A 22378-nucleotide genomic window follows, 5' to 3' on the forward strand; every position below is an offset into this window, starting at 1 on the left:
GGGCAAGGCCTGTCGTGTTGCCCCGGAAAAGCTATCCCCCGCGCCCGGTTGGCGGGAGAACCTCCGAAAAGCCCGGTTCGACGATTGTCGGACCGGGCTTTTCGCGGTTGCGGTCTCCTGTCGCCAGGGATGCCTTAAATAAATTGACGTAGACTATTTGATATAATATCGAATCATGCTATGGCGAAAAGTGCGCTTTGCCGGGTAGCCCGGCCGGGCCGCCGGCTTCCCGCCGCCAGCGGGACGGAGACCGGGGAGTCTGGAATTTACGGGGACAAGTCTTTTCAAAAGGAGCTGCGATCGAAAAAGGAGGACGGTATGCAATACCAGGGCGTTCGGGAGCGGTTGAAGACGGGCGATATTCTTCTTTTCTCGGGAAAGAGCAGGATTTCCGAAGGAATCAAGTTTTTTTCCAAAAGCAAGTGGTCCCATGTCGGCATGGTTTACCGGTTTTGCAGCCCACTGGACCCGCAGGGGTCGGTCTTTTGCTGGGAGGCGACAACGCTTTGCAACGTCAAGGATGCCGACACGGGCAAGCTCACCAAGGGCGTGCAGCGCGTGGAGCTCTCCGAGCGCCTGGAGCGCTGTTTCGCCCAGGGCTACGAGATCGCCGTGCGTCCGCTCAGCAAACCCCTCGAAGACGACATGGTGTTCGCGCTCAACGCCTTCCGGCACGAGGTGAGCGGCAGGCCTTACGAAAAGCACCTCATCGAATTGATCAAATCCCTGTACGACGGGTTCTTTGGTGAAAACAAGGAAGACCTGAGTTCGCTTTTCTGCAGCGAACTTGTCGCCGAGTGCTATCAGCGCATGGGGCTGTTGCCCGAGGCGCCAGGCTCCAACGAGTACACGCCCAAGGATTTTTCCTGCGAAAAAGGCTTGTGCCTGGGGCGTGGCTACGGGCTCGAATACGAGATCGAGATCGACAGCCTCTAGGCTTGATGGTGAAAAAGCGGGGGAAGGGCCTTGCCGTCGCGGGGTCCTTCCCCTTTGGCGTTATGGCCTTCCCACGGGCGGCGAAACAGGCTCTGGCCCGCACGTTGCTTGTAACCGTTTGACGCCGCCAGCGTCGGAAGCCCTTTCCTTTTTCAGGCACGGCTTTTGCCTATCTCACGGCGGGGAGCGATGCACCCGGCAAAAAATTCCGCCCCCCGGGAGGTTTGGCATGAGCGTCCAGTCCATTGGGCAATCATCCGGCGACAATTGGCTCCAGCAGCTGCTTGCCAGCTACGGGCAGACCCGTTCCAGCCAGTCGTCCATCCTGAGTCTCCTGTCGCAGGGAAGCGACGCCACCGACGGCACGTCGGCAACTTCTTCCGACGCCTCCGCGTCCACGACCAGCTCCGTCGGAAGCTTCAACGACATCCTTACCGCGCTTCTAAACGGCACCGGATTGTCCTATGATATGGAAACCGGTTCCCTTACCGCGTCCGGCCAGGCCGAGGCGTCGGGGGAAGCCGGCATGCCGCCTCCCCCCTTCATGCAAGGGACCGGTCGGCCCGAACTGACCCGCAGCGCGACTGAAACCAAAAATGACGACGGCAGCACCACGCGCAACGTCACCATGACCAATGCCGAAGGCAAGGTGGTCGGCACCGAAAAAACGACCGAAAACGCCGATGGTTCGTTCACCACGGTCATGACCATGACCGACCCGGGGGGCAACACGTCCACCCGGACCATCAACGGCGAGAACACCGATGACGGCTTCAAGGTCACGGACACCCTCACCAATGCCGATGGCAACGTCCTGGAACGCCGCACCCACCTTACCGCCGCCGACGGCAGCGTCACGAGCTCCGTCACCCGCAACGGCCCCGACGGCGGTTCCGTGGCTGAAAGCGAAAGCTACGATGCCGACGGCAACCTGTTGTCCACCACGTCTTCGACCACGTCGCCGGCAACGAGCGTCGCCTCGGCCGACTCCACGTCGGGCGGCGCCGGCGCGTCGGGCGGTTCCTCCGCCTCCGGGGCGTCGTCCTCCGGCGGCTCCGAGTCGTCCGACAACGACAGCACCACGACCACCGTGACCACGACGTTCACTTCCGAGAGCATGCAGGAGACCATTACGGTCACGGACGTCAATGGCAAAATTGTAAGCCAAAAGACCAAGGACATCCCCTTTTCGCGCTCGGCCAAGGGCAGCAGCTTCGGCTCGAATGTGCCGGATGCGGACAGCCTGGCCGACATCACCGGCCAATACCTCCACCGTTATGGCGCGAACCGCTACGGTTCCGCGCAATCGCAAACGAAATCCGATTCAGGCAGCGGCGGGCTTTCCGTGGAGGCCTAGGCGGAAGCGGGACATGCGGGGGAAGGATGCTTCTCCCGGACAGGCAAGAAGGGCGACCCGGCGGTCGCCCTTCTTGCCTGGAAAAGGGAGGCGGGCAGGCGTCGGCAGCGAGCCTGGGAGAAGGGGAGGGGAAGCCCGGGACCTCTTCCTAAAATTTGCTTCTGGCCCGGCGCAAGGCCGCCTTGAGGTCGCCGAGGGCGGATTCGAAACCCTCGCGCAATTCGGCCAAAGCGTCGCCGCCGCCCTTGCGCAAAAGGGTCAATTTGTAGCGGGCCTTGTCGTAGGTGTCGAGTAGATGCTCGAGCTCCCCGGTCCAGCGATCGAAAGAATCCGGACCCTTGCCCTGGGCTTCCTTCTTCGCTTCCTCGATTTTGGTCTTGTACGTGGCAAGCTGCTCTTCCAGATCGACCCCGAAGGGCTTTTTGGCTTTCGGCATCGTGCGTTCTCCCTGGCTGCGCTCCTGGTTAAGGAATACCCAATGCCGGAAGTGAGGGCAAGGTTTTGGGGGCGAGAAGGCGGCTCTTGCGCAACGTCATGGGGTTTGTTAGAAGGCAAAACGTGAAGTCCGGCAGGGGAAAGAAATTCCGGGGAGGAAATCGCCCGGTCCCCCTGGCCAATCCGGCAAGGCGACTTATGTCTAACTTCAGACAAGCCCCGCGTCGAAACAGCCCGCCCATAGGGCGTGTAGGGGAGCGCGCGAGGTCGCAAACGCCACTGTTTAAGGACCAGACAAGGAGGAAGGCCATGAACGCGCGTGTGCAAAAATTATTGGTACTGGCTATGGCCGTGATGATCGGCTTGGCCGCTGTGCCGTCCCGTTCATTTGCCATGGGCGAGGCCGGCACGGCGTATGTCACGCCGGAATTCGGTTTTTATGGCGTGAGCCAGAAGGAAGTCGATTCCTATCTCACCTTCGGCGCCAGCGGCGGCTACTTCGTGATGGACGGCCTGTCCATCGGCCTGGAAGCCCTGGCCTATTCGTTCAACCAGCGCAAGATCGACCATAACACCCCGGCGGGGAACTTCGCCTACGCCGTGGCCCGCAACGACGGCTACACCCAGAATCCCTGGGCCTTTGGCGCCAACGCTCTGATCCGCTTCTACCCGGTGCACACCGAGAAGGCCGCCTTCTACATCGGCACCGGCATCGGCGGCCTCTTCTCCGGCGACCGGGTGCCGTTCTACAGCAACGGCGGTCGCGGCAACTTCTCCAACCCGACCCTTCCCGTGGACCTCGGTTTCACCGTCAACCTGTCCCAGAACGTGGCCTTCGAGCTGGCCGGCCGCTACCAGCGCATCGGCTTCGACAACCACGGCCTGGACGGTTGGGGTGGCCACGGCGGCATTCGCATCACTTTCTAGCTGACAAACGTCGGCGACTAGGGTAATTAGTCAGGCCCTCCCGCCCACAGGAGCGGGAGGGTCTGTTTTTTTCACGGAGCGTCCCATCGCCGCTTGACATGGGTAGGTGATGGGTCTATATGCCTCTGTCTTTGCCATACACTACGATTTTTTTGAACGGAGACGGCTATGCCCACGATCAACCAGCTTATCCGCAAGGAGCGGGCCCAGGTGACCAAGCGCCGCAAGACGCCCGCCCTGCAAGCCTGCCCGCAGCGTCGGGGTGTGTGCACCCGTGTGTACACCACCACGCCGAAAAAGCCGAACTCGGCTTTGCGTAAGGTCGCCCGCGTGCGCCTGACCAACGGCATCGAGGTGACCTCCTACATCCCGGGCGAAGGCCACAACCTGCAGGAACACTCTGTGGTGATGATCCGGGGCGGCCGCGTCAAAGACCTTCCCGGCGTCCGGTATCATATCATCCGCGGCACGCTCGACACCGCCGGCGTTGCCGACCGCCGTCAGGGCCGTTCCAAGTACGGCGCCAAACGGCCCAAGTAAGTTAAGGAGAGACGCGTATGCCGCGTAAAGGTCCGGTTTCCAAGCGTTCGGTGCTGCCCGATCCCAAGTTCGGCAGCCATCTGGTGACCAAGTTCATCAACCGTCTGATGTACGACGGAAAGAGGGGCGTGGCCGAGGGGCTTTTCTACAAGGCCGTGGACGTGCTGGCCGAGAAGTCCGGCGAAGATCCGCTGAAGGCCTTCGAGAAGGCCGTGGCCAACGTCAAGCCCCATATGGAAGTCAAGCCCCGTCGGGTCGGTGGCGCCACCTATCAGGTGCCCATGGAAGTCCGGCCCGAGCGGCAGCTCACCCTGGCCCTGCGCTGGCTGGTGGGCAATGCCCGGTCCCGGGGCGAGAAGGGCATGGCGGAGAAGCTTTCCGGCGAGTTGCTGGATGCCTATCACAATCGCGGCGGAGCCGTGAAAAAGAAAGAGGATACGCACCGCATGGCCGACGCCAACAAGGCGTTTGCCCATTACCGGTGGTAGTCGCACAAGGATAGCGTCGTGTCTAAGACTGTACCCATTGAGCGGCAACGCAATATCGGCATCATGGCACACATCGATGCCGGAAAGACGACCACCACCGAACGTATTCTGTATTACACCGGGGTGTCGCACAAGATCGGCGAGGTCCATGACGGCCAGGCCACCATGGACTGGATGGTTCAGGAGCAGGAGCGCGGCATTACGATCACTTCCGCCGCCACCACCTGTTTCTGGCGCGACCATCGCATCAACATCATCGACACGCCCGGCCACGTGGATTTTACCATCGAGGTGGAACGGTCTCTGCGTGTCCTCGACGGGGCGGTCGCCGTGTTCGATGCCGTTTCCGGCGTCGAACCCCAGTCCGAGACGGTCTGGCGGCAGGCCGAACGCTACAGCGTTCCCCGCATGAGCTTCGTCAATAAGATGGACCGCGTCGGCGCGGACTTTTTCCGTTGCGTCGACATGATCCGCGACCGCCTGGGCGCCAAGCCCGTGCCCCTGCAGATCCCCATCGGCGCCGAGGAGAATTTCCAGGGCGTCGTGGACATGATCCAGGGCAAGGCCGTCTATTTCGATACCGAGTCCCTGGGCAAGGAGTATGTCTACAAGGACATCCCGGCCGAGCTGATGGAGCGCTATGAAGAGCTGCACCAGCACATGGTCGAGGCCATTGCCGAGGAAGACGAGGTCCTCATGGAGAAGTACCTCGGCGGTGAGGAGCTCACCCCCGAGGAACTGATCGCCGGCATCCGCAAGGCCACCATCAACCTGGCCATCTGCCCGGTGCTGTGCGGCTCGGCATTCAAGAACAAGGGCGTGCAGCCCCTGCTCGACGCCGTGGTCGACTACCTGCCGTCTCCCGTCGACATCCCGCCCATCAAGGGCCACGATCCCGACGACGAGGAAAAGATCATCGAGTGCCCCTGCGACGTGAACGCGCCCCTGGCCGCCCTGGCCTTCAAGCTCATGAGCGATCCGTTCATCGGCCACCTGACCTTCCTGCGCCTCTATTCCGGCCGCATCGAGTCCGGCATGACCGTTCTCAATGCCAACACCGGCAAAAAGGAGCGCATCGGCCGCCTGCTCAAGATGCATGCCAACAAGCGTGAAGAGATAAAGTCCGCTGACGCCGGCGACATCGTGGCCGCCGTGGGCATGAAGATCACCTCCACCGGCGACACGCTGTGCGCGGACAACCGCCCCGTGGCCCTGGAGTCGCTCAACATCCCCGAGCCCGTCATCGAGGTCGCCATCGAGCCCAAGACCAAGGCCGACCGCGACACGCTGTCCCAGGCGCTTGGCAAGCTGGCCAAGGAGGACCCGTCCTTCCGCGTCAAGTCCGACGAGGAATCGGGCCAGACCCTGATCGCCGGCATGGGCGAGCTGCACCTGGAGATCATCGTCGACCGGCTGATGCGCGAGTTCGGTGTCAACGCCAATGTCGGCGCGCCCCAGGTCGCCTACCGCGAGACCATCACCAAGCCGATCAAGAACGATCTGCGCTACGTCAAGCAGACCGGCGGTCGCGGCCAGTACGGCCATGTGGTGCTGGAAATCGAACCCAAGGAAGACGGCGGCTACGAGTTCGTCAATGGAATCGTGGGCGGCGTCATTCCCAAGGAATACATCCCGGCCGTCGACAAAGGCATCCAGAACGCCATGAAGGGCGGCGTCATCGCCGGCTTCCCCCTGGTGGATGTCCGGGCCAAGCTGGTCTTCGGCTCCTACCACGAAGTCGACTCCTCGGAGCAGGCGTTTTTCATCTGCGCCTCCCAGTGCTTCAAGGAGGCCGTGCACAAGGCCGCTCCGGTGCTGCTTGAGCCGATCATGGCCGTGGAAGTGGTGACGCCGGAGGAATACATGGGCGACGTCATGGGCGACCTGAACGGCCGTCGCGGCCGCATCGCCAAGATGGATTCCCGGGCCGGCTCCCAGATCATCACCGCCAACGTGCCCCTGTCGTCCATGTTCGGGTATGCCACGGACCTGCGTTCCAAGTCGCAGGGCCGGGCCACCTTCAGCATGCAGTTCGACCACTACGAGAAGGTCCCGGCCGCTCTGGCCGAGGAAATAATGAAGAAGAAATAACGCCCGTAGCGAGACGGGCGAGGTGGAACATTAACGATCCGCAAGCGCGGATGTTCAGGGGGACGACATGGGCAAGGCGAAATTCGAGCGGAAAAAGCCGCACGTCAACATCGGCACCATCGGGCACATCGACCACGGCAAGACCACGCTGACGGCCGCCATCACGCGTCTGGCCAGCCTCAAGGGTTTTGGCGAGTACATTCCTTTCGACCAGATCGACAAGGCGCCCGAGGAAAAGGAACGTGGCATCACCATCGCCACGGCCCACGTCGAGTACGAGACCGACAAGCGGCATTACGCTCACGTCGACTGCCCCGGTCACGCCGACTACATCAAGAACATGATCACCGGCGCGGCCCAGATGGACGGCGGCATCCTCGTGGTGGCCGCAACCGACGGCCCCATGCCCCAGACCCGTGAGCACATTCTGCTCGCCCGTCAGGTCGGCGTGCCGCAGCTCGTCGTCTTCATGAACAAGGTCGACCTGGTCGACGACCCCGAACTGCTCGAGCTGGTCGAACTCGAGGTGCGCGAACTGCTCACCAAGTACGGCTTCCCCGGCGACGACATTCCGATCATCAAGGGTTCGGCCCTGAAGGCCCTTGAGGCCGAAGGCCCGGACAGCCCGGACGCCAAGCCGATCTTCGAGCTGCTCGACGCCTGCGACGCGTACATCCCCGAGCCCAAGCGCGACGTGGACAAGCCGTTCCTCATGCCCATCGAGGACGTGTTCTCCATCTCCGGCCGCGGCACCGTGGTCACCGGCCGTGTCGAGCGCGGTATCATCACCGTGGGCGACGAAGTGGCGATCATCGGCATCAAGGACACGGTCAAGACCACCTGCACCGGCGTCGAGATGTTCCGCAAGATCCTCGACCAGGGCCAGGCCGGCGACAACGTCGGCGTGCTCCTTCGCGGCGTCAAGCGCGACGAGGTCGAGCGCGGCCAGGTTCTGGCCAAGCCGGGCTCCATCACGCCGCACCGCAAGTTCAAGGCCGAGGTCTACGTTCTCAACAAGGAAGAGGGCGGCCGCCACACCCCGTTTTTCACCGGCTACCGTCCCCAGTTCTATTTCCGCACGACCGATATCACGGGCGTCGTGACCCTGGCCGAGGGCGTCGAGATGGTGATGCCCGGCGACAACGCCACGTTCAACGTGGAGCTGATCGCCCCCATCGCCATGGAGAAGGGCCTGCGCTTCGCCATCCGCGAAGGCGGCCGTACCGTCGGCGCCGGCGTCGTGTCGGAAATCGTGGAGTAAATATCATGGTTTCCATGCAAAACGATCGCATTCGCATTAAGCTTAAGGCCTACGACTACCGCATCCTGGACAAGGCGGTGGCCGAGATCGTGGATACCGCGCGCAATACCGGCGCCGGCGTTGCCGGGCCGATCCCGCTGCCCACGGATATCAACAAGGTCACGGTCAACCGCTCCGTGCACGTGGACAAGAAGTCCCGCGAGCAGTTCGAGATGCGGGTTCACAAACGTCTTTTGGACATTATGGAGCCCACGCAGCAGACGGTGGACGCGCTCGGCAAGCTGAGCCTGCCCGCCGGTGTTGACGTGGAAATCAAGCTCTAAGGGAAGGTCGGCATGGCTGCCACGCTTGGAATACTCGGCCGTAAACTGGGCATGACCCGGGTTTTCGGCGACGATGGTTCGATCATTCCGGTCACGGTTATCGAGGCCGGACCCTGCCCCGTCACCCAGGTGAAAACCGAGGAAAAGGACGGGTACAACGCCATGCAGATCGGGTTCGACACGATCCCGGAACGCAAGGTGAACAAGCCCGAAAAGGGGCATATGGACAAGGCCGGCCGCGGCTACTTCCGTACGCTTCGCGAGCTGCGCTGCGACGGCCCCGCCGCCTTCGAGCTGGGCATGGACGTCACGGTGGACATCTTCGCCCCGGGGGAGACGGTGAAAATCACCGGCACCTCCATCGGCAAAGGTTTTGCCGGCGTCATGAAGCGGCACAACTTCGCGGGTCTCAAGAAGACCCACGGTACGGAAAAAGCCCACCGCTCCGGCGGTTCCATCGGTAACAACACCGAACCGGGCAAGGTCATGAAAGGCAAACGCATGGCCGGCCACATGGGCGCGCGCACCGTCACGGTGTCGGGCATCCAGGTCGTGGACGTGCGCCCGGAAATGAACCTGATCCTGGTCAAGGGCCAGGTGCCCGGGCCGCGCAACTGCGTGGTCATGGTGCGCAAGCAGGGATAACGGGACAAACGCCATGGCAAACGTGAAAGTCTATGACCAGGGCCGCCAGGAAATCGGCGATGTCGAGCTGGCCCCCGAGGTCTTTGAAGTTGAAGTGCAGCCCGAGCTGCTGCATCTGGTCGTGCGCGCGCAGCTCGCCGCCAAGCGCGCCGGCACCCACAGTGTAAAGACCCGCAGCACCGTCAGCGGCGGCGGCAAGAAGCCCTGGCGCCAAAAGGGCACCGGCCGTGCCCGCGCCGGCTCCACCCGTTCGCCCATCTGGCGCGGCGGCGCCATCGTGCACGGGCCCCAGCCCCGGGACTACGGCTTCAAGGTCAACCGCAAGGTGCGCCTGCTCGCCCTGCGCATGGCCCTTTCGGCCAAGCTCGGCGACGACTCCCTGGTGCTGGTGGACGCCCTTTCCGTGCCCGAGGTCAAGACCAAGCACATGGCCAAGGTGACCTCTGATTTCGGACTGAAAAAAGCCTTGATTGTTCTGCCCGCTTCGGATAACAATCTCGAGCTTTCCGCCAGAAACCTCCCCGGCATCAAGGTTGTCCGGGAGGACATGCTCAACGTGTACGACGTTCTGCGCCACGACCATCTGGTCATGGTCAAGGACGCGGCCCTGAAGGTCCAGGAGAGGCTTGGTCATGGAGTACGCTAACATCTTGCTGCGGCCCCTGGTTTCCGAAAAGGCCACGATGGTGAAGGACGCCGCCAACCAGGTGGTTTTTTTCGTCCACCCCGAGGCGAACAAGATCGAGATCGCCAAGGCCGTGGAAAAGGCTTTTTCGGTCAAGGTCGATTCCGTCCGGGTCGTTCGGCGCCGTCCGCTGGCCCGCTCGCGCATGGGTCGGGTGACGGGACGCATTCCGGGCTACAAGAAAGCCTACGTGACCCTGGCGCAGGGTGATAAAATAGAGTTCTTCGAAGGGGTTTAGTCATGTCCATCCGCAAGCTCAAGCCCACGTCGGCCGGTCGCCGGTTCCAGACGGTCTCCACCTTCGAGGAGATCACTCGGACCGAGCCCGAGAAGTCCCTGTGCGAGGGGCTTCCCCGCGCCTCCGGCCGCAACTGCTACGGCCGCATCACCTCGCGGCGGCGGGGCGGCGGCAACAAGCGCCTCTACCGCATCATCGACTTCAAGCGCGACAAGTCCGGCGTGCCGGCCACGGTGTTCTCCGTGGAGTACGACCCGAACCGTAGCGCCCGTATTGCGCTTTTGCATTACGCCGATGGTGAGAAGCGTTACATTTTGGCGCCGGTTGGGATTTCCGTCGGCGACCAGGTGAGCGCTGGCGACGGCGCGGACATCAAGCCCGGCAACGCCCTTGCCCTCAAGAAGATTCCCGTCGGCACGCTGCTGCACAATATCGAGCTGACCCCGGGCCGGGGCGGGCAGATCTGCCGCGCCGCCGGCACCTACGCCCAGCTCGTGGCCAAGGAGGGCAAGTACGCCCTGCTGCGCCTGCCTTCGGGCGAAGTGCGCAACATCCTGGCCACCTGCCTGGCCACCGTCGGCCAGGTCGGCAACGTGATGCACGAGAACATTTCCATCGGCAAGGCCGGGCGCAACCGCTGGCTGGGCAACCGCCCCAAGGTCCGCGGCGTGGCCATGAACCCCGTCGACCATCCGTTGGGCGGCGGCGAGGGCAAAAGCTCCGGCGGCCGCCACCCGGTCACTCCGTGGGGCAAGCCGACCAAGGGCTACAAGACCCGTAACAAGAAAAAGCCCTCGTCCAAGCTCATCGTCAAGCGGCGCGGACAAAAGTAAGGGGATAGACCTATGCCTCGTTCGCTGAAAAAAGGCCCGTTTGTCGACGGGCACCTGGAAAAGAAGGTCGCCTACGCCGTGGAGAACAAGGACCGCCGCGTGATCAAGACCTGGTCGCGTCGGTCCATGATCCTGCCCGAGATGGTGGGGCTCACCTTCGCCGTGCACAACGGCAAGAAGTTCATCCCGGTGTTCGTCTCGGAGAACATGGTCGGCCATAAGCTTGGCGAGTTCGCGCCCACGCGGACCTTCCACGGCCATGCCGCGGACAAGAAAAGCAAAGTGAAAAAGTAGCCGGGGATCGTTCCCGGCTGGGATAAAGCCATGGAAGCCAAAGCGAGAGCCAAATTCATCCGCGTGTCGCCCCAGAAGGCGCGCCTCGTTGCCGCCAATATCCTCGGCCGTCCGGTTGAGGAGGCCATGAATATACTGAAGTTCACGCCCAAGAAGTCGGCCAAACTCATCGGCAAAGTCCTTGGCTCGGCCGTTGCCAATGCCGAGCAGATTTCGGGCGTCGACATCGACAACCTCACGGTCAAACAGGTGATCGTCAATCCCGGGCCGACCTGGAAGCGCATCATGACGCGCTCCATGGGCCGCGCCTTTCGGATCGTCAAGCGCACGAGCCATATCACCGTCGTCGTGGCCGAGAACTAGGAGCGACACTAATGGGCCAGAAAGTACATCCCTACGGGTTCCGGCTCGGGTACAACAAGAATTGGCTGTCCCGCTGGTTTTCCAAAAAGGATTATCCCGCGTTCGTTTTCGAGGACAACAAGATTCGCAAGTTCGTTAAAAAGAACCTGTACCACGCCGGAATTTCCAAAATCGAGATCGAACGGGCCGGGGGCAAGATCCGTCTCATCATCCACACCGCCCGTCCCGGCATCGTCATCGGCCGCAAGGGCACGGAGATCGAGAAGGTCCGCGGCGATCTCAAACAGCGCTTCGGCCGCGAGTTCACGGTCGAGGTCAACGAGATCCGCCGTCCGGAGATCGATTCCCAGCTGGTGGCCGAGAACATCGCCCTGCAGCTGGAGCGCCGCGTGGCCTTCCGTCGGGCCATGAAGCGCACGGTCGGGCTTTCGCGCAAGTTCGGGGCCGAGGGCATCAAGGTCTCCTGCGCCGGCCGGCTGGCCGGGGCGGAAATCGCCCGCTCCGAATGGTACCGCGACGGCCGCGTGCCGCTGCAGACCCTGCGCGCCGACATCGATTACGGCTACGCCATCGCCAAGACCACGTACGGCGTCATCGGTGTCAAGGTCTGGATTTTCAAAGGCGAGATCTTGGATCATGAGGTGGAAGCGTAATGTTGGCTCCCAAGAAAACCAAATTCCGCAAGATGCAGAAGGGCCGGCTGCGCGGTCCCGCCACCCGGGGCGCCTCCATCGATTTCGGTGAGATCGGCATCAAGGCCCTGGAGCACGGCAAGCTGACCAGCCAGCAGATCGAGGCCGCCCGTGTCGCCATCATGCGGCACATCAAGCGCGGCGGCAAGGTCTGGATCCGCATCTTCCCGGACCGCGTCAAGACGGAGAAGCCCGCCGAAGTCCGTCAAGGTAAAGGCAAGGGTTCGCCCGTGGGCTGGTTCGCCCCGGTCAAGCCCGGCCGCGTGCTCTACGAGATCAAGGGCGTCGATCTGCAGACGGCCAAGGAAGCCCTGACCAGGGCCCAGCATAAGCTGCCGATCAAGACCAAGATCGTGGCCAAGGAGGGCGTCTAAGCCATGAAGACCGCCGAATTGCAGGAACTCGACGTCGCCGCCCTGGGCCAAAAGCTTGGCGAGTCCCGCGAGGAGCTCTTCAAGCTGCGTTTCCAGCACGCCACGGCGCAGCTGGAAAAGACGCATCGCCTGCGTCAGGTGCGCAAGGACATCGCGCGCATCCTGACCGTGCAAAACGAAAAAAAGCGCCAAGCGTAACCGGGGTTCGCCATGGAAGAACGTAAAAGCAACCGCCGGGTGCTGACCGGCGTCGTGGTTTCCGACAAGGCCGACAAGACCATCACGGTCATGGTCGAGACCTTGGTCAAGCATCCGCTGTTCAAGAAATATATCCGCCGCCGGAAAAAGTTCATGGCCCACGATCCGCAAAACGATTGCGGCGTCGGCGATACGGTCAGCATCATCGAGCATCGCCCGCTGTCTGCCCGTAAGCGCTGGCATCTCGTGAAAATCATGGAAAAAGCGGTTTAGGAGCAAGGCCATGATCCAGGTAGAAACCCAGCTCGACGTGGCGGACAATTCCGGCGCGAAGAAGGTCAGCTGCATCAAGGTTCTCGGCGGCTCCCGCCGCCGGTACGCTTCGGTCGGCGACATCATCGTGGTGGCCGTGAAGGACGCCCTGCCCAATTCCAAGGTGAAAAAGGGCGCGGTGATGAAGGCTGTTGTGGTGCGCACCAAGAAAGAAGTGGGGCGGCCCGACGGCTCCTTCATCAAGTTCGACAACAACTCGGCCGTGCTGCTCTCGGCCCAGCTCGAGCCGGTTGGCACCCGTATCTTCGGACCGGTCGCCCGTGAGCTGCGTCAGAAAAACTTCATGAAAATCGTGTCGCTGGCGCCGGAAGTCCTGTAGGACACCGCCCCGCGCCATCGAGGACGCCATGAAAACGTATCGGATTCGTAAAAACGACAAGGTGATGGTCACTGCCGGCAAGGACAAGGGCAAGGTGGGCAAGGTGCTCAAGATTCTGCCCAAGAAGAACGCCGTGCTGGTGGAAAAGGTGAACATGGTCAAGCGCCACACCAAGGCCAATCCCTACGCCAAGATTCCCGGTGGAATCATCGAGAAGGAAGCGCCCCTGGACATCTCCAATGTGTCGCTTCTGTGCGATGGTTGCGCCAAACCCGCCAAGATCGGTTACAAAGAAACCGCCGATGGCAAGAAAGTCCGCTTTTGCAAGAAGTGCGGACGCGAAATCGCTTGAGGAGAAGGAACACGGTATGACCCGCCTGGAACAAATTTATGCCGAGAAGATCGCCCCGGCGCTCAAGAAAGAGTTCGGGTACACTTCCAGCATGCAAATCCCCCGGCTTTCCTTTGTTTCGCTCAACATGGGTTTGGGCGAAGCGGGCAACAACAACAAGCTCATCGAGGAAGCCGTGGTCGAGCTGACCGCCATTTCGGGACAGAAGGCCGTAATCACGCGTGCCCGCAAGTCCATCGCGGCGTTTAAGCTCCGGGAGGGCATGCCGGTGGGGTGCCGTGTGACTCTTCGCCGCATGCGCATGTGGGACTTCCTTGACAAATTGATCAACTTCGCGCTGCCCCGGGTCCGCGACTTTCGCGGCGTGCCCGATCGTGGTTTCGACGGCCGCGGCAATTTCACCCTCGGCATCCGGGAGCATACGATTTTCCCGGAAATCAACGTGGATCGCGTCGAACACGTCAAGGGCATGAACGTCACTATCGTCACGACGGCGAATTCCGACAAGGAGGGGAAGATGTTCCTCGACCTGCTCGGCATGCCGTTCAAAAAGTAAGGAGATCGGACGTGGCCCGCAAATCTTTGATGGTGAAAGCCAGCCGCAAGCCGAAGTTTTCCACCAGAGCGTATAACCGCTGTCCCATCTGCGGTCGTCCCAGGGCGTTTTTGCGCAAGTACGGCGTGTGCCGTATTTGCTTCCGTAACATGTCGCTGACCGGGGAAATGCCCGGCGTGCGCAAGTCGAGCTGGTAAGCTAAGGAGAAGGACGCCATGTCGGTGACCGACCCCATTTCCGATATGCTGGCCCGCATTCGCAACGCGCACCACGCGCTGCACGCGGAATTGGCCATCCCGGCCTCCAAACTCAAGGCCTCCATCGCCGCCATTTTGAAGGACGAGGGCTACATCGAAGACTTTGCCGTCAACGAGAGCACCCTGTCCATCAACTTGAAATATGCCGGCGGCAAGCCGCTTATTTCGGGACTCAAGCGGGTGAGCAAGCCCGGCCGCCGCGTCTACGTCGGCTCCGGCTCCATCCCCAAGGTCCAAAACGGCCTGGGCATCAGCATCCTGTCCACTTCCAGGGGCATCCTGGAAGGCGGCAAGGCCCAGGAGCTCCACGTCGGCGGCGAGCTCCTGTGCGAAATCTGGTAAGAAGACAAGTCGCGGAGAAGATGTCATGTCCAGGATAGGAAAACGCGAAATAGAGCTGCCTTCCGGCGTGTCCGTCGAGGTCGCTCCCGAGGCGGTGACGGTCAAGGGCCCCAAGGGCCAGCTGGCCACGCCCACGCATCCGAAAATCGAATACACGGTCGAGACCGGCAAGGTGCACGTGACCCGCGTGGACGACACGCGCTTGGCCCGGGCGCAGCACGGCCTGCGCCGCACCCTGCTCGCCAATCTGGTCGAGGGCGTGAGCAAGGGCTTTTCCAAGACCCTCGAGGTCATCGGCGTCGGCTACAAGGTGTCCACCACCGGCAACACCGTGTCCCTGGCCGTCGGGTACTCGCATCCCGTCGACTTCAAGCTGCCGGCCGGCATCGAGGCCAAGGTCGAGGGCAACAAGCTCACCCTTTCCGGCATCGACAAGGTGCTCTTGGGCGAGACTGCCGCCCGTATCCGCCGTGTGCGTCCGCCCGAGCCTTTCAAGGGCAAGGGCATCAAGTACGAGACCGAAACCATTCGCCGCAAGGCCGGTAAGTCCGGCGGCAAGAAATAGGACCGCATCATGAAGATGAGCAAGACCCTGGCGCGCGCGCGCCGGAAAGTCCGCATCCGCAAGAAGCTGGTCGGCAGCGCCGAGCGTCCCCGCCTGGTGGTGTTCCGGTCCAACCGGCACATCTACGCCCAGGTGATCGACGATCTCAGCGGCCAGACCCTGGTGTCTTCCTCGAGCTTGACCTTGGGCAAGGCCGACGAGCCGCTTAAGGCCGACAAGGAAGCCGCGACCAAGGTCGGTAAGGACCTGGCGCAAAAGGCCCTGGAGAGAAACATTGAAGCCGTGGTCTTCGACCGTAGCGGCTACATCTATCACGGCAGGATCAAAGCCCTTGCCGACGGAGCCCGGGATGGCGGCCTCAAATTCTAATCGACGTAAAGATGACGGCATGGACCAGCAGTCCGATCTCGGACAGATCGAAAAGATCGTGTACCTCAACCGCGTGGCCAAGGTCGTCAAGGGCGGCCGCCGGTTCAGCTTCTCCGCCCTGGTCGTCGTCGGCGACGGCAAGGGGGCGGTGGGCTATGGCCTGGGCAAGGCCAACGAGGTGCCCGAGGCGATCCGCAAGGCCACGGAGCAGGCCAGAAAGGGGATGATCAGCATTCCCCTGCTCGACGGCACCCTGCCTTACGAGGTCCTTGGCCAGTTCGGCGCCGGCCGCGTCATGCTCAAGCCCGCTTCCAAGGGTACCGGCATCATCGCCGGCGGCCCGGTCCGGGCCATCATGGAGGCCTGCGGCGTCAACGACATCCTGACCAAGGCCATCGGCACCAACAATCCGCACAATGTCCTGCGCGCCACCATGGAAGGTCTGGCTTCGCTGCGCAGCGCCGAGTCCGTCGGCGCCATGCGCGGCAAGGCCCTGGCCACGCCGCGCAAGTAAAGGGAGACTGCCATGGCTACCGTTACCGTCAAGCTGCTCAAAAGGCGCTACGGCAATACGCCCAAGCAGTGCGGCACTCTTGCCGCCCTGGGGCTCAAGAAGATCCGGCAGGAACGTTCCTTCGAGAAGTCCGACACCGTGCTCGGCATGATCGAGAAGGTCAAGCACCTGGTTGAGGTTACCGAGTCATGAAACTCCACGAGATATATCCGTTCCCTGAGGAGCGCGTGAGCCGCAAGCGCATCGGTCGCGGCCGCGGCACCGGTCAGGGGTGCACCGCCGGCAAGGGCAACAAGGGCCAGAACGCCCGCGCGGGCGTGTCCGAGCGCCCCTGGTTCGAAGGCGGCCAGATGCCGCTGGCCCGTCGGCTGCCCAAGCGGGGATTTAAGAACTACAAGTTCAAGATCGTCTACCAGCCCTTGAACCTCGATCGGCTCCTGGCCGCTTTCGAGGGCAAGACCGAGATCAGCCTGGACGACATCTACGAACGTGGCCTGGCTAGCGCCGGCGCGCTGGTGAAGATCCTGAGCCAGGGCGAGGTCTCCGCCGCCGTGACCGTTGAGGCCCATCGCTTCAGCGCCAAGGCGGCCGAGAAGATCACCGCTGCCGGTGGCAAGGCCGTGATGCTCGGCGCCGCCGAAGCCGAACCCGTAACGGAATAAGAACGGAAGTTGCCGTGGCACTTACCGGAGTCGAGAATCTGGCGCGTCTGCCGGAGCTGAAGAAAAAGCTCCTCTGGACGTTTTTCCTGGTGGCCGTCTACCGGATCGGCGTGCATGTGCCGGTGCCGGGGGTGGATACGACCGCGCTGGCGGACTTTTTCGAGAGCGCCAAGAACACCCTGTTCGGCCTCTTCGACATGTTTTCCGGCGGCGGCTTGCGCAACCTCTCCATCTTCGCGCTTGGCATCATGCCCTACATCTCCTCCTCCATCATCATCCAGCTGCTGACCGTCGTCAGCCCCGAGCTGGCCAAGATGCAGAAGGAGGAGGGGGCCGCCGGGCGCAAGAAGATCACCCAATACACCCGTTACGGCACGGTGCTCATCACCATCATCCAGGGCTTCGGCATCGCCGTGGGCCTGGAGAGCATGGCCAGCCCGACCGGCGCGCCGGTGGTCGTCATGGCCGGCTGGGGCTTTCGCCTCATGACCATCCTGACCCTGACCACGGGCACGATCTTCCTCATGTGGCTGGGCGAGCTGATGACCGACAAAGGTATCGGCAACGGCATCTCCATGATTATCTATGCCGGTATCGTGGCCGGGTTGCCCCGGGCCGTGCTGTCCACCTTCGATCTGCTCAAGGCGGGCGAGATTTCGCTTTTCGTCCTTGTGTTCATCGTGGTGCTGATGCTGGCGGTCCTGGTCGCCATCGTGTTCATGGAACGCGGCACCAGGCGCATACCGATCCAATACGCCAAACGCATGGTGGGGCGGAAAATGTACGGCGGCCAGACCACGCATCTGCCGCTTCGCGTCAATACCGCCGGCGTCATTCCGCCCATTTTCGCCTCGTCCATTCTGCTTTTCCCGGCGACTCTGGGCGAATTCTCCAGCGTGCCGTGGCTTAAGACCGTGGCCGCGTTTTTCAGCCCCCAAACGATCACCTACAATGTGATCTTCGTGGCGCTGATCGTCTTCTTTTGCTACTTCTACACGGCCATCATCTTCGATCCGGCCGATATTGCCGAAAATATCCGCAAACAAGGTGGGTTCATTCCGGGCATCCGCCCCGGCGCCAAGACCAAGGAGTTCATCGACAAGGTCCTGGCCCGCATCACGCTTTGGGGTTCGCTTTATATATCCGTGGTCTGCGTGTTGCCCATGGTCATGATCCAGCAATTCAACGTGCCGTTTTACTTCGGCGGCACCTCGCTTCTGATCGTTGTTGGTGTGGCCATGGATTTCATGTCGCAGATCGAGTCCTATCTGATCTCCCGGCAGTATGAGGGTCTCATGCAGAAAGGCCGGATCAAGGGCAGGTAGATGTTTTGAAGAAGGTCAGGGGGATATTCCTCAAAAATGACCTTGAGATTGCTTCCATGCGGCAGGCCTGCCGGATCGTGGCCATCATCTTGCAAGAGTTGACGGAAGCGGTCAAACCGGGTGTGCGCACCATGCAATTCGAGGACATCGCGCGCAAGCGGTGTGATGATTTCAAGGTCAAGCCGGCGTTTCTGGGGATGTACGGCTTTCCGTACGCCCTGTGCTGCTCGGTCAATGAGGAAGTCGTCCATGGCTTCCCGTCCGACCGGGTGCTTGAGGAAGGGGACATCGTCAGTTTCGACATGGGCGTGGTCTACGACGGCTTTTACGGCGACGCGGCCACGACCGCCCCGGTGGGGCGGATCGACGCGGCAGCGGCGGCGCTTTTGCAGGTGACGCGGGAATCGCTGGAAACGGGCATCACCCAGGCTCGGACCGGCAATGATTTGTATGATATTTCGCGGGCCGTGCAAAAATATGTTGAAGGACATGGCCTGAGTGTTGTAAGACGATTTGTTGGTCACGGCATCGGGAGAAAGTTGCACGAAAAGCCTGAAATCCCGAATTTCGAGCCGCGGGACGCCCACCCCGTTCCCTTGCAGCCCGGAATGGTGCTGGCCATCGAACCCATGGTGACCGCCGGCGGTCCCGACGTCGAAGTGCTGTCCGACAACTGGACGGCCGTGACCAAGGACCGCAGCCTGTCGGCTCATTTCGAGCATACGGTGGCTGTGACCAAAAACGGACCTCGGATTTTAAGCCTGGTTGATTGATGCGACCGATGCCGGCAGGCACCGGTCGTTTCCATCGCCGGGATACGGAGAGAGCGACATGAAAGTCAGACCCTCGGTGAAAAAACTTTGTCCCAAGTGCAAAATCATCCGGCGTCACGGCGTGGTTCGGGTGATCTGCGAGAACCCCCGGCATAAACAGCGTCAGGGATAACGGAGGAACGTCGTGGCCAGAATCGCGGGAGTCGACCTTCCCAAAAATAAGCGCATGGATATCGCGCTGACCTACATTTACGGCATCGGCCGCACCACGGCCCTTACGATCCTCGAAGCGAGCGGCGTCGATTGGACGAAGAATTCCGACGCCCTGACCCCCGAGGAAACCAACACCATCCGCAAGGAAATCGAGGCCAACCACAAGGTCGAGGGTGATTTGCGGCGTGATGTGACCGCCAATATCAAGCGCCTCATGGACATCGGCTGCTATCGTGGGTTTCGCCACCGTCGCGGGCTTCCCTGCCGCGGACAGCGCACCCACACCAATGCGCGCACCCGCAAGGGTCCGCGTCGCGGCGTGATGGCCAAGAAGAAAAAGTAACCGCAATAACCACGTGACGGGCCCCTTTAGGGCCGTTTCGGAGATATACCCATGGCGAAACCGCGCCGCATCGGCAAAAAGGAACGTAAGAACATTCCCGTGGGCGTGGCCCATATCCAGGCCTCGTTTAACAACACCATCGTGACCTTCACCGACCAGAAGGGCAATGTGGTGAGCTGGGCCACCTCCGGCGGCGCAGGTTTCAAGGGGTCGCGCAAGTCCACCCCCTTCGCCGCCCAGGTCGCGGCGGAAAACGCCGCCCGCAAGGCCCAGGAAAACGGCATGCGCACGGTCGGCATTCTGGTCAAGGGGCCGGGCTCCGGACGTGAGGCCGCCATGCGCGCCATTCACAACGCCGGTTTCAAGGTCAGCTACATCCGCGACATCACGCCCATCCCCCACAACGGCTGCCGTCCGCCCAAACGGCGCCGCGTCTAAGGTACGGCGCGTCCGGCCCGACCGCCGGGCGCAAGCGGACTTATTTCGACCAGGCCCGGACAGGGCCTGACGTGGCATCGGTTCGCCGCGGGGCCATCCCGGCCCGACTGCACGCAACCAGACGAGAAAGCGGGACCGGGAAGAACAACGCAAGACGGTCCGCGGCACATTGAGGAGGAACGACCTTGGCACGATACACAGAAGCGAAATGCCGGATTTGCCGCCGTGAAGGGGCAAAGCTCTTTTTGAAGGGCGATCGCTGCTATACCGATAAGTGCGCTTACGAGCGCCGTCCCTACGCCCCTGGCCAGCACGGACGTATTCGCAAAAAAATGAGCGACTACGCCGTGATGCTGCGCGAGAAGCAAAAGACCCGCCGTATGTACGGCATCCTGGAAGGGCAGTTCCGCGCCTACTTCCAGCGCGCCGACATGAAAAAAGGCGTCACCGGCGAAAACCTGCTTTGCTTTCTCGAGCGGCGCATGGACAACGTGATCTATCGCCTCGGCTTCGCCAATTCGCGCAACCAGGCCCGCCAGCTCGTGCGGCACGGGATCTTCACCGTCAACGGCCGCCGCGTGACCATTCCCTCGCTGCAGGTCAAGGTCGGCGACGTCATCGAAGTGCGCGAGCGCAACCGCCAGTCCCCCATCATCCAGGAAGCCCAGCAGGTCATCGCCCGCCGCGGCTGCCCGGCCTGGCTCGAAGTGGACGGCGAGAAGCTCAAAGGCAAGGTCAACGCCCTGCCCACCCGCGAGGACGTGCAGTTCCCGATCAACGAGCAGCTCATCGTCGAGCTTTACTCCAAGTAATCGGCAAAGTACGCTTTGCATAAGGTGACGCCATGTTGATTCGCAACGGCCAACGGCTCATCAACTCCCGGAACTGGACCGAGTTGGTCAAGCCGGAAACCCTGGAACGGGATTCCGCTTCGACCGACACCCATGGTCGGTTCGTGTGCGAGCCCCTGGAACGCGGGTTCGGCACCACGCTCGGCAACGCGCTGCGCCGGGTGCTGCTGTCGTCCCTCCAGGGCGCGGCCATCGTCGCCGCCCGCATCGAGGGCGTGCAGCACGAATTCTCGACCATTCCGGGAGTCATCGAGGATGTGACCGAAGTCATCCTCAACCTCAAACAGGTCCGGCTGGCCATGGCCACCGAGGACCCGCAGCGCCTGACCCTTTTCGCCAACAAGAAGGGCGAGGTCCTGGCCAGCGCCATCCAGGGCAACCAGAATGTGACGGTCTTAAGCGAGGATGTGCTCATCGCCACCCTCTCCGAGGATCGCGACTTCCGGATCGAGCTCGAAGTGCGCATGGGCAAGGGCTATGTCACTGCCGACATGCATGAAGGCCTGGATTCCGAGATCGGCCTGATCTTACTCGATTCCAGCTTTTCGCCGGTCAAGAAGGTGGCCTACACCATCGAGCAGGCCCGCGTCGGCCAGATGACCAACTACGACAAGCTGGTGCTTGAAGTGGACACCGACGGCTCCATCTCTCCTGAGGACGCTATCTCCTACAGCGCCAAGATCCTCAAGGACCAGCTGACCGTCTTTATCAACTTCGACGAGAAAGAGTCCGAAGCCGACAAGGCTCGCCGCCGCGACGACATCGAACTCAATCCGAGCCTTTTCAAGAGCATAGATGAACTCGAGTTGTCCGTGCGCGCCACCAACTGCCTCAAGTCCGCCAACATCCAGACCGTTGGCGAGTTGATGCAGAAGACCGAAAACGAGATGCTCAAGACCAAGAACTTCGGCAAGAAATCCCTTGAGGAAATCCGCCGGGTGCTTGAGGACATGGGCCTCGAATTCGGCATGCGCATCGAGAATTTCGAGCAAAAATACCAGGAATGGCTCAAGAGGAAGCAGGTCGATGAGACATAAGAAATCCGGACGCAAATTCGGCAGAAACGCCTCCCACCGGAAGGCGATGCTGCGCAATATGGCCCGCTCGCTGCTGATCCACGAGCGTATCCGCACCACCGAACACAAGGCCAAGGAACTGCGCGGCGTTGTCGAGCATCTGGTGACCCTGTCCCAGACCGACAGCGTGCATGCCCGTCGCCTGGCCTACAAGGTTCTGGAAAACCACCAGCTGGTTGCCCGCCTGTTCGACGAGATCGGCCCCCGCTTTCGCGGCCAGGGCGGCGGTTACACCCGCGTGGTCAAGTTGAGCCTGCCCCGTAACGGCGACTGCGCCGCCATGGCCATCATCGAGCTGACCCGCCTTGCCGGCGAGACGGCCGCCGAGGCCAAGCCCGCGCCCGCCGCCGCTCCCGAGCCCGAGACGCCTGCCGCGCCCGCCGAAGGCGAGACCCAGGAATAGCACGAGC

The 22378-nt window shown here is 62.0% G+C and carries 37 protein-coding genes; 36 read left to right on the forward strand and 1 reads right to left on the reverse strand.

What is annotated here, in order from left to right; all coding sequences use genetic code 11:
* The first annotated feature begins 318 nt into the window (after positions 1-318).
* Entirely contained in the window at positions 319-936 is a 618-nt protein-coding gene (locus tag DESFRDRAFT_RS08460; protein ID WP_005993006.1) for a C40 family peptidase, read from the forward strand.
* A gap of 229 nt (positions 937-1165) precedes the next feature.
* Complete coding sequence (locus tag DESFRDRAFT_RS08465; RefSeq protein ID WP_005993008.1) at positions 1166-2293, forward strand: hypothetical protein; 1128 nt, start codon at positions 1166-1168, stop codon at positions 2291-2293.
* A gap of 148 nt (positions 2294-2441) precedes the next feature.
* Here the strand turns inward: DESFRDRAFT_RS08465 and DESFRDRAFT_RS08470 are convergent, their stop codons facing one another.
* Positions 2442-2729, reverse strand: coding sequence for a sll1863 family stress response protein (locus DESFRDRAFT_RS08470; RefSeq protein WP_005993009.1), 288 nt, complete (start codon positions 2727-2729; stop codon positions 2442-2444).
* A 308-nt stretch (positions 2730-3037) separates the two neighbouring features.
* On the opposite strand from DESFRDRAFT_RS08470, the gene DESFRDRAFT_RS08475 reads away from it, so the two are divergent.
* From DESFRDRAFT_RS08475 to rplQ, 34 genes are all read left to right on the forward strand, one after another.
* A complete protein-coding gene (locus DESFRDRAFT_RS08475; RefSeq protein ID WP_005993011.1) occupies positions 3038-3655 on the forward strand; it encodes an outer membrane beta-barrel protein in 618 nt (205 codons plus the stop codon).
* A 168-nt stretch (positions 3656-3823) separates the two neighbouring features.
* Positions 3824-4195 carry a 30S ribosomal protein S12 gene (rpsL, locus tag DESFRDRAFT_RS08480; protein WP_005993013.1) on the forward strand — a complete coding sequence of 124 codons (372 nt, stop codon included), beginning with the start codon at positions 3824-3826 and terminating at the stop codon, positions 4193-4195.
* Between the two features lie 17 nt (positions 4196-4212).
* Entirely contained in the window at positions 4213-4683 is a 471-nt protein-coding gene (rpsG, locus tag DESFRDRAFT_RS08485; protein ID WP_005993015.1) for a 30S ribosomal protein S7, read from the forward strand.
* An 18-nt stretch (positions 4684-4701) separates the two neighbouring features.
* Complete coding sequence (gene fusA, locus DESFRDRAFT_RS08490) at positions 4702-6774, forward strand: elongation factor G (protein ID WP_005993017.1); 2073 nt, start codon at positions 4702-4704, stop codon at positions 6772-6774.
* A gap of 67 nt (positions 6775-6841) precedes the next feature.
* Positions 6842-8035, forward strand: coding sequence for an elongation factor Tu (gene tuf, locus DESFRDRAFT_RS08495; protein ID WP_005993021.1), 1194 nt, complete (start codon positions 6842-6844; stop codon positions 8033-8035).
* Positions 8036-8040: 5 nt separating this feature from the next.
* Positions 8041-8358: a 30S ribosomal protein S10 gene (rpsJ, locus tag DESFRDRAFT_RS08500; protein WP_005993023.1), complete on the forward strand. Its 318-nt coding sequence runs from the start codon at positions 8041-8043 to the stop codon at positions 8356-8358.
* Between the two features lie 12 nt (positions 8359-8370).
* On the forward strand, positions 8371-9003 hold the full coding sequence (rplC, locus tag DESFRDRAFT_RS08505; RefSeq protein WP_005993024.1) for a 50S ribosomal protein L3: 633 nt from the start codon (positions 8371-8373) through the stop codon (positions 9001-9003).
* A gap of 13 nt (positions 9004-9016) precedes the next feature.
* Positions 9017-9649, forward strand: a complete 633-nt coding sequence (rplD, locus tag DESFRDRAFT_RS08510; RefSeq protein WP_005993025.1) for a 50S ribosomal protein L4 — start codon at positions 9017-9019, stop codon at positions 9647-9649.
* The gene (rplW, locus tag DESFRDRAFT_RS08515; RefSeq protein WP_005993026.1) at positions 9636-9926 is read left to right on the forward strand and encodes a 50S ribosomal protein L23; all 291 of its coding nucleotides are present in this window, start codon (positions 9636-9638) and stop codon (positions 9924-9926) included. Before rplD ends, rplW begins: the two co-directional genes overlap by 14 nt.
* 2 nt (positions 9927-9928) lie before the next feature.
* Complete coding sequence (gene rplB, locus DESFRDRAFT_RS08520; RefSeq protein ID WP_005993027.1) at positions 9929-10759, forward strand: 50S ribosomal protein L2; 831 nt, start codon at positions 9929-9931, stop codon at positions 10757-10759.
* Positions 10760-10771: 12 nt separating this feature from the next.
* Positions 10772-11053, forward strand: a complete 282-nt coding sequence (gene rpsS, locus DESFRDRAFT_RS08525) for a 30S ribosomal protein S19 (RefSeq protein WP_005993028.1) — start codon at positions 10772-10774, stop codon at positions 11051-11053.
* A 30-nt stretch (positions 11054-11083) separates the two neighbouring features.
* Positions 11084-11416: a 50S ribosomal protein L22 gene (gene rplV, locus DESFRDRAFT_RS08530; protein ID WP_005993029.1), complete on the forward strand. Its 333-nt coding sequence runs from the start codon at positions 11084-11086 to the stop codon at positions 11414-11416.
* An 11-nt stretch (positions 11417-11427) separates the two neighbouring features.
* Positions 11428-12069: a 30S ribosomal protein S3 gene (gene rpsC / locus DESFRDRAFT_RS08535; RefSeq protein ID WP_005993030.1), complete on the forward strand. Its 642-nt coding sequence runs from the start codon at positions 11428-11430 to the stop codon at positions 12067-12069.
* Positions 12069-12482, forward strand: a complete 414-nt coding sequence (gene rplP, locus DESFRDRAFT_RS08540; RefSeq protein WP_005993031.1) for a 50S ribosomal protein L16 — start codon at positions 12069-12071, stop codon at positions 12480-12482. Before rpsC ends, rplP begins: the two co-directional genes overlap by 1 nt.
* 3 nt (positions 12483-12485) lie before the next feature.
* The gene (gene rpmC / locus DESFRDRAFT_RS08545; RefSeq protein WP_005993032.1) at positions 12486-12680 is read left to right on the forward strand and encodes a 50S ribosomal protein L29; all 195 of its coding nucleotides are present in this window, start codon (positions 12486-12488) and stop codon (positions 12678-12680) included.
* A gap of 12 nt (positions 12681-12692) precedes the next feature.
* Positions 12693-12953, forward strand: a complete 261-nt coding sequence (gene rpsQ, locus DESFRDRAFT_RS08550) for a 30S ribosomal protein S17 (protein ID WP_005993033.1) — start codon at positions 12693-12695, stop codon at positions 12951-12953.
* 10 nt (positions 12954-12963) lie between these two features.
* Positions 12964-13332 (forward strand): 50S ribosomal protein L14, encoded by a 369-nt coding sequence (rplN, locus tag DESFRDRAFT_RS08555; RefSeq protein WP_005993035.1) that lies wholly within the window; start codon positions 12964-12966, stop codon positions 13330-13332.
* A 28-nt stretch (positions 13333-13360) separates the two neighbouring features.
* Positions 13361-13684 carry a 50S ribosomal protein L24 gene (gene rplX, locus DESFRDRAFT_RS08560; RefSeq protein WP_005993037.1) on the forward strand — a complete coding sequence of 108 codons (324 nt, stop codon included), beginning with the start codon at positions 13361-13363 and terminating at the stop codon, positions 13682-13684.
* A 16-nt stretch (positions 13685-13700) separates the two neighbouring features.
* The gene (gene rplE, locus DESFRDRAFT_RS08565) at positions 13701-14240 is read left to right on the forward strand and encodes a 50S ribosomal protein L5 (protein ID WP_005993039.1); all 540 of its coding nucleotides are present in this window, start codon (positions 13701-13703) and stop codon (positions 14238-14240) included.
* A gap of 11 nt (positions 14241-14251) precedes the next feature.
* A complete protein-coding gene (locus tag DESFRDRAFT_RS21230) occupies positions 14252-14437 on the forward strand; it encodes a type Z 30S ribosomal protein S14 (protein WP_005993041.1) in 186 nt (61 codons plus the stop codon).
* A gap of 18 nt (positions 14438-14455) precedes the next feature.
* The gene (gene rpsH, locus DESFRDRAFT_RS08575) at positions 14456-14839 is read left to right on the forward strand and encodes a 30S ribosomal protein S8 (protein ID WP_005993043.1); all 384 of its coding nucleotides are present in this window, start codon (positions 14456-14458) and stop codon (positions 14837-14839) included.
* Positions 14840-14864: 25 nt separating this feature from the next.
* Positions 14865-15404 carry a 50S ribosomal protein L6 gene (gene rplF, locus DESFRDRAFT_RS08580; protein ID WP_005993045.1) on the forward strand — a complete coding sequence of 180 codons (540 nt, stop codon included), beginning with the start codon at positions 14865-14867 and terminating at the stop codon, positions 15402-15404.
* 9 nt (positions 15405-15413) lie between these two features.
* Positions 15414-15773 carry a 50S ribosomal protein L18 gene (rplR, locus tag DESFRDRAFT_RS08585; RefSeq protein ID WP_005993047.1) on the forward strand — a complete coding sequence of 120 codons (360 nt, stop codon included), beginning with the start codon at positions 15414-15416 and terminating at the stop codon, positions 15771-15773.
* Between the two features lie 19 nt (positions 15774-15792).
* On the forward strand, positions 15793-16287 hold the full coding sequence (gene rpsE, locus DESFRDRAFT_RS08590; protein WP_043794255.1) for a 30S ribosomal protein S5: 495 nt from the start codon (positions 15793-15795) through the stop codon (positions 16285-16287).
* A 12-nt stretch (positions 16288-16299) separates the two neighbouring features.
* Positions 16300-16479 (forward strand): 50S ribosomal protein L30, encoded by a 180-nt coding sequence (gene rpmD / locus DESFRDRAFT_RS08595; protein WP_005993051.1) that lies wholly within the window; start codon positions 16300-16302, stop codon positions 16477-16479.
* Entirely contained in the window at positions 16476-16949 is a 474-nt protein-coding gene (gene rplO, locus DESFRDRAFT_RS08600; protein WP_005993052.1) for a 50S ribosomal protein L15, read from the forward strand. The genes rpmD and rplO overlap by 4 nt, the downstream gene beginning before the upstream one ends.
* Positions 16950-16963: 14 nt before the next feature.
* Positions 16964-18274, forward strand: a complete 1311-nt coding sequence (gene secY, locus DESFRDRAFT_RS08605) for a preprotein translocase subunit SecY (RefSeq protein WP_005993053.1) — start codon at positions 16964-16966, stop codon at positions 18272-18274.
* A gap of 5 nt (positions 18275-18279) precedes the next feature.
* On the forward strand, positions 18280-19047 hold the full coding sequence (gene map / locus DESFRDRAFT_RS08610; RefSeq protein WP_043794257.1) for a type I methionyl aminopeptidase: 768 nt from the start codon (positions 18280-18282) through the stop codon (positions 19045-19047).
* A 58-nt stretch (positions 19048-19105) separates the two neighbouring features.
* Positions 19106-19219 (forward strand): 50S ribosomal protein L36, encoded by a 114-nt coding sequence (gene rpmJ / locus DESFRDRAFT_RS21235; RefSeq protein ID WP_081458447.1) that lies wholly within the window; start codon positions 19106-19108, stop codon positions 19217-19219.
* A 12-nt stretch (positions 19220-19231) separates the two neighbouring features.
* Positions 19232-19603 (forward strand): 30S ribosomal protein S13, encoded by a 372-nt coding sequence (rpsM, locus tag DESFRDRAFT_RS08615; RefSeq protein WP_005993055.1) that lies wholly within the window; start codon positions 19232-19234, stop codon positions 19601-19603.
* Positions 19604-19654: 51 nt separating this feature from the next.
* Entirely contained in the window at positions 19655-20041 is a 387-nt protein-coding gene (gene rpsK / locus DESFRDRAFT_RS08620; protein WP_005993056.1) for a 30S ribosomal protein S11, read from the forward strand.
* A 185-nt stretch (positions 20042-20226) separates the two neighbouring features.
* On the forward strand, positions 20227-20853 hold the full coding sequence (gene rpsD / locus DESFRDRAFT_RS08625) for a 30S ribosomal protein S4 (RefSeq protein WP_005993057.1): 627 nt from the start codon (positions 20227-20229) through the stop codon (positions 20851-20853).
* 32 nt (positions 20854-20885) lie between these two features.
* Entirely contained in the window at positions 20886-21929 is a 1044-nt protein-coding gene (locus DESFRDRAFT_RS08630) for a DNA-directed RNA polymerase subunit alpha (protein ID WP_005993058.1), read from the forward strand.
* Positions 21919-22371, forward strand: a complete 453-nt coding sequence (gene rplQ, locus DESFRDRAFT_RS08635; RefSeq protein ID WP_005993060.1) for a 50S ribosomal protein L17 — start codon at positions 21919-21921, stop codon at positions 22369-22371. Before DESFRDRAFT_RS08630 ends, rplQ begins: the two co-directional genes overlap by 11 nt.
* Positions 22372-22378 lie beyond the last annotated feature (7 nt).

The organism is Solidesulfovibrio fructosivorans JJ], assembly GCF_000179555.1.
In the GTDB taxonomy this organism is placed as follows: Bacteria; Desulfobacterota; Desulfovibrionia; order Desulfovibrionales; family Desulfovibrionaceae; genus Solidesulfovibrio; species Solidesulfovibrio fructosivorans.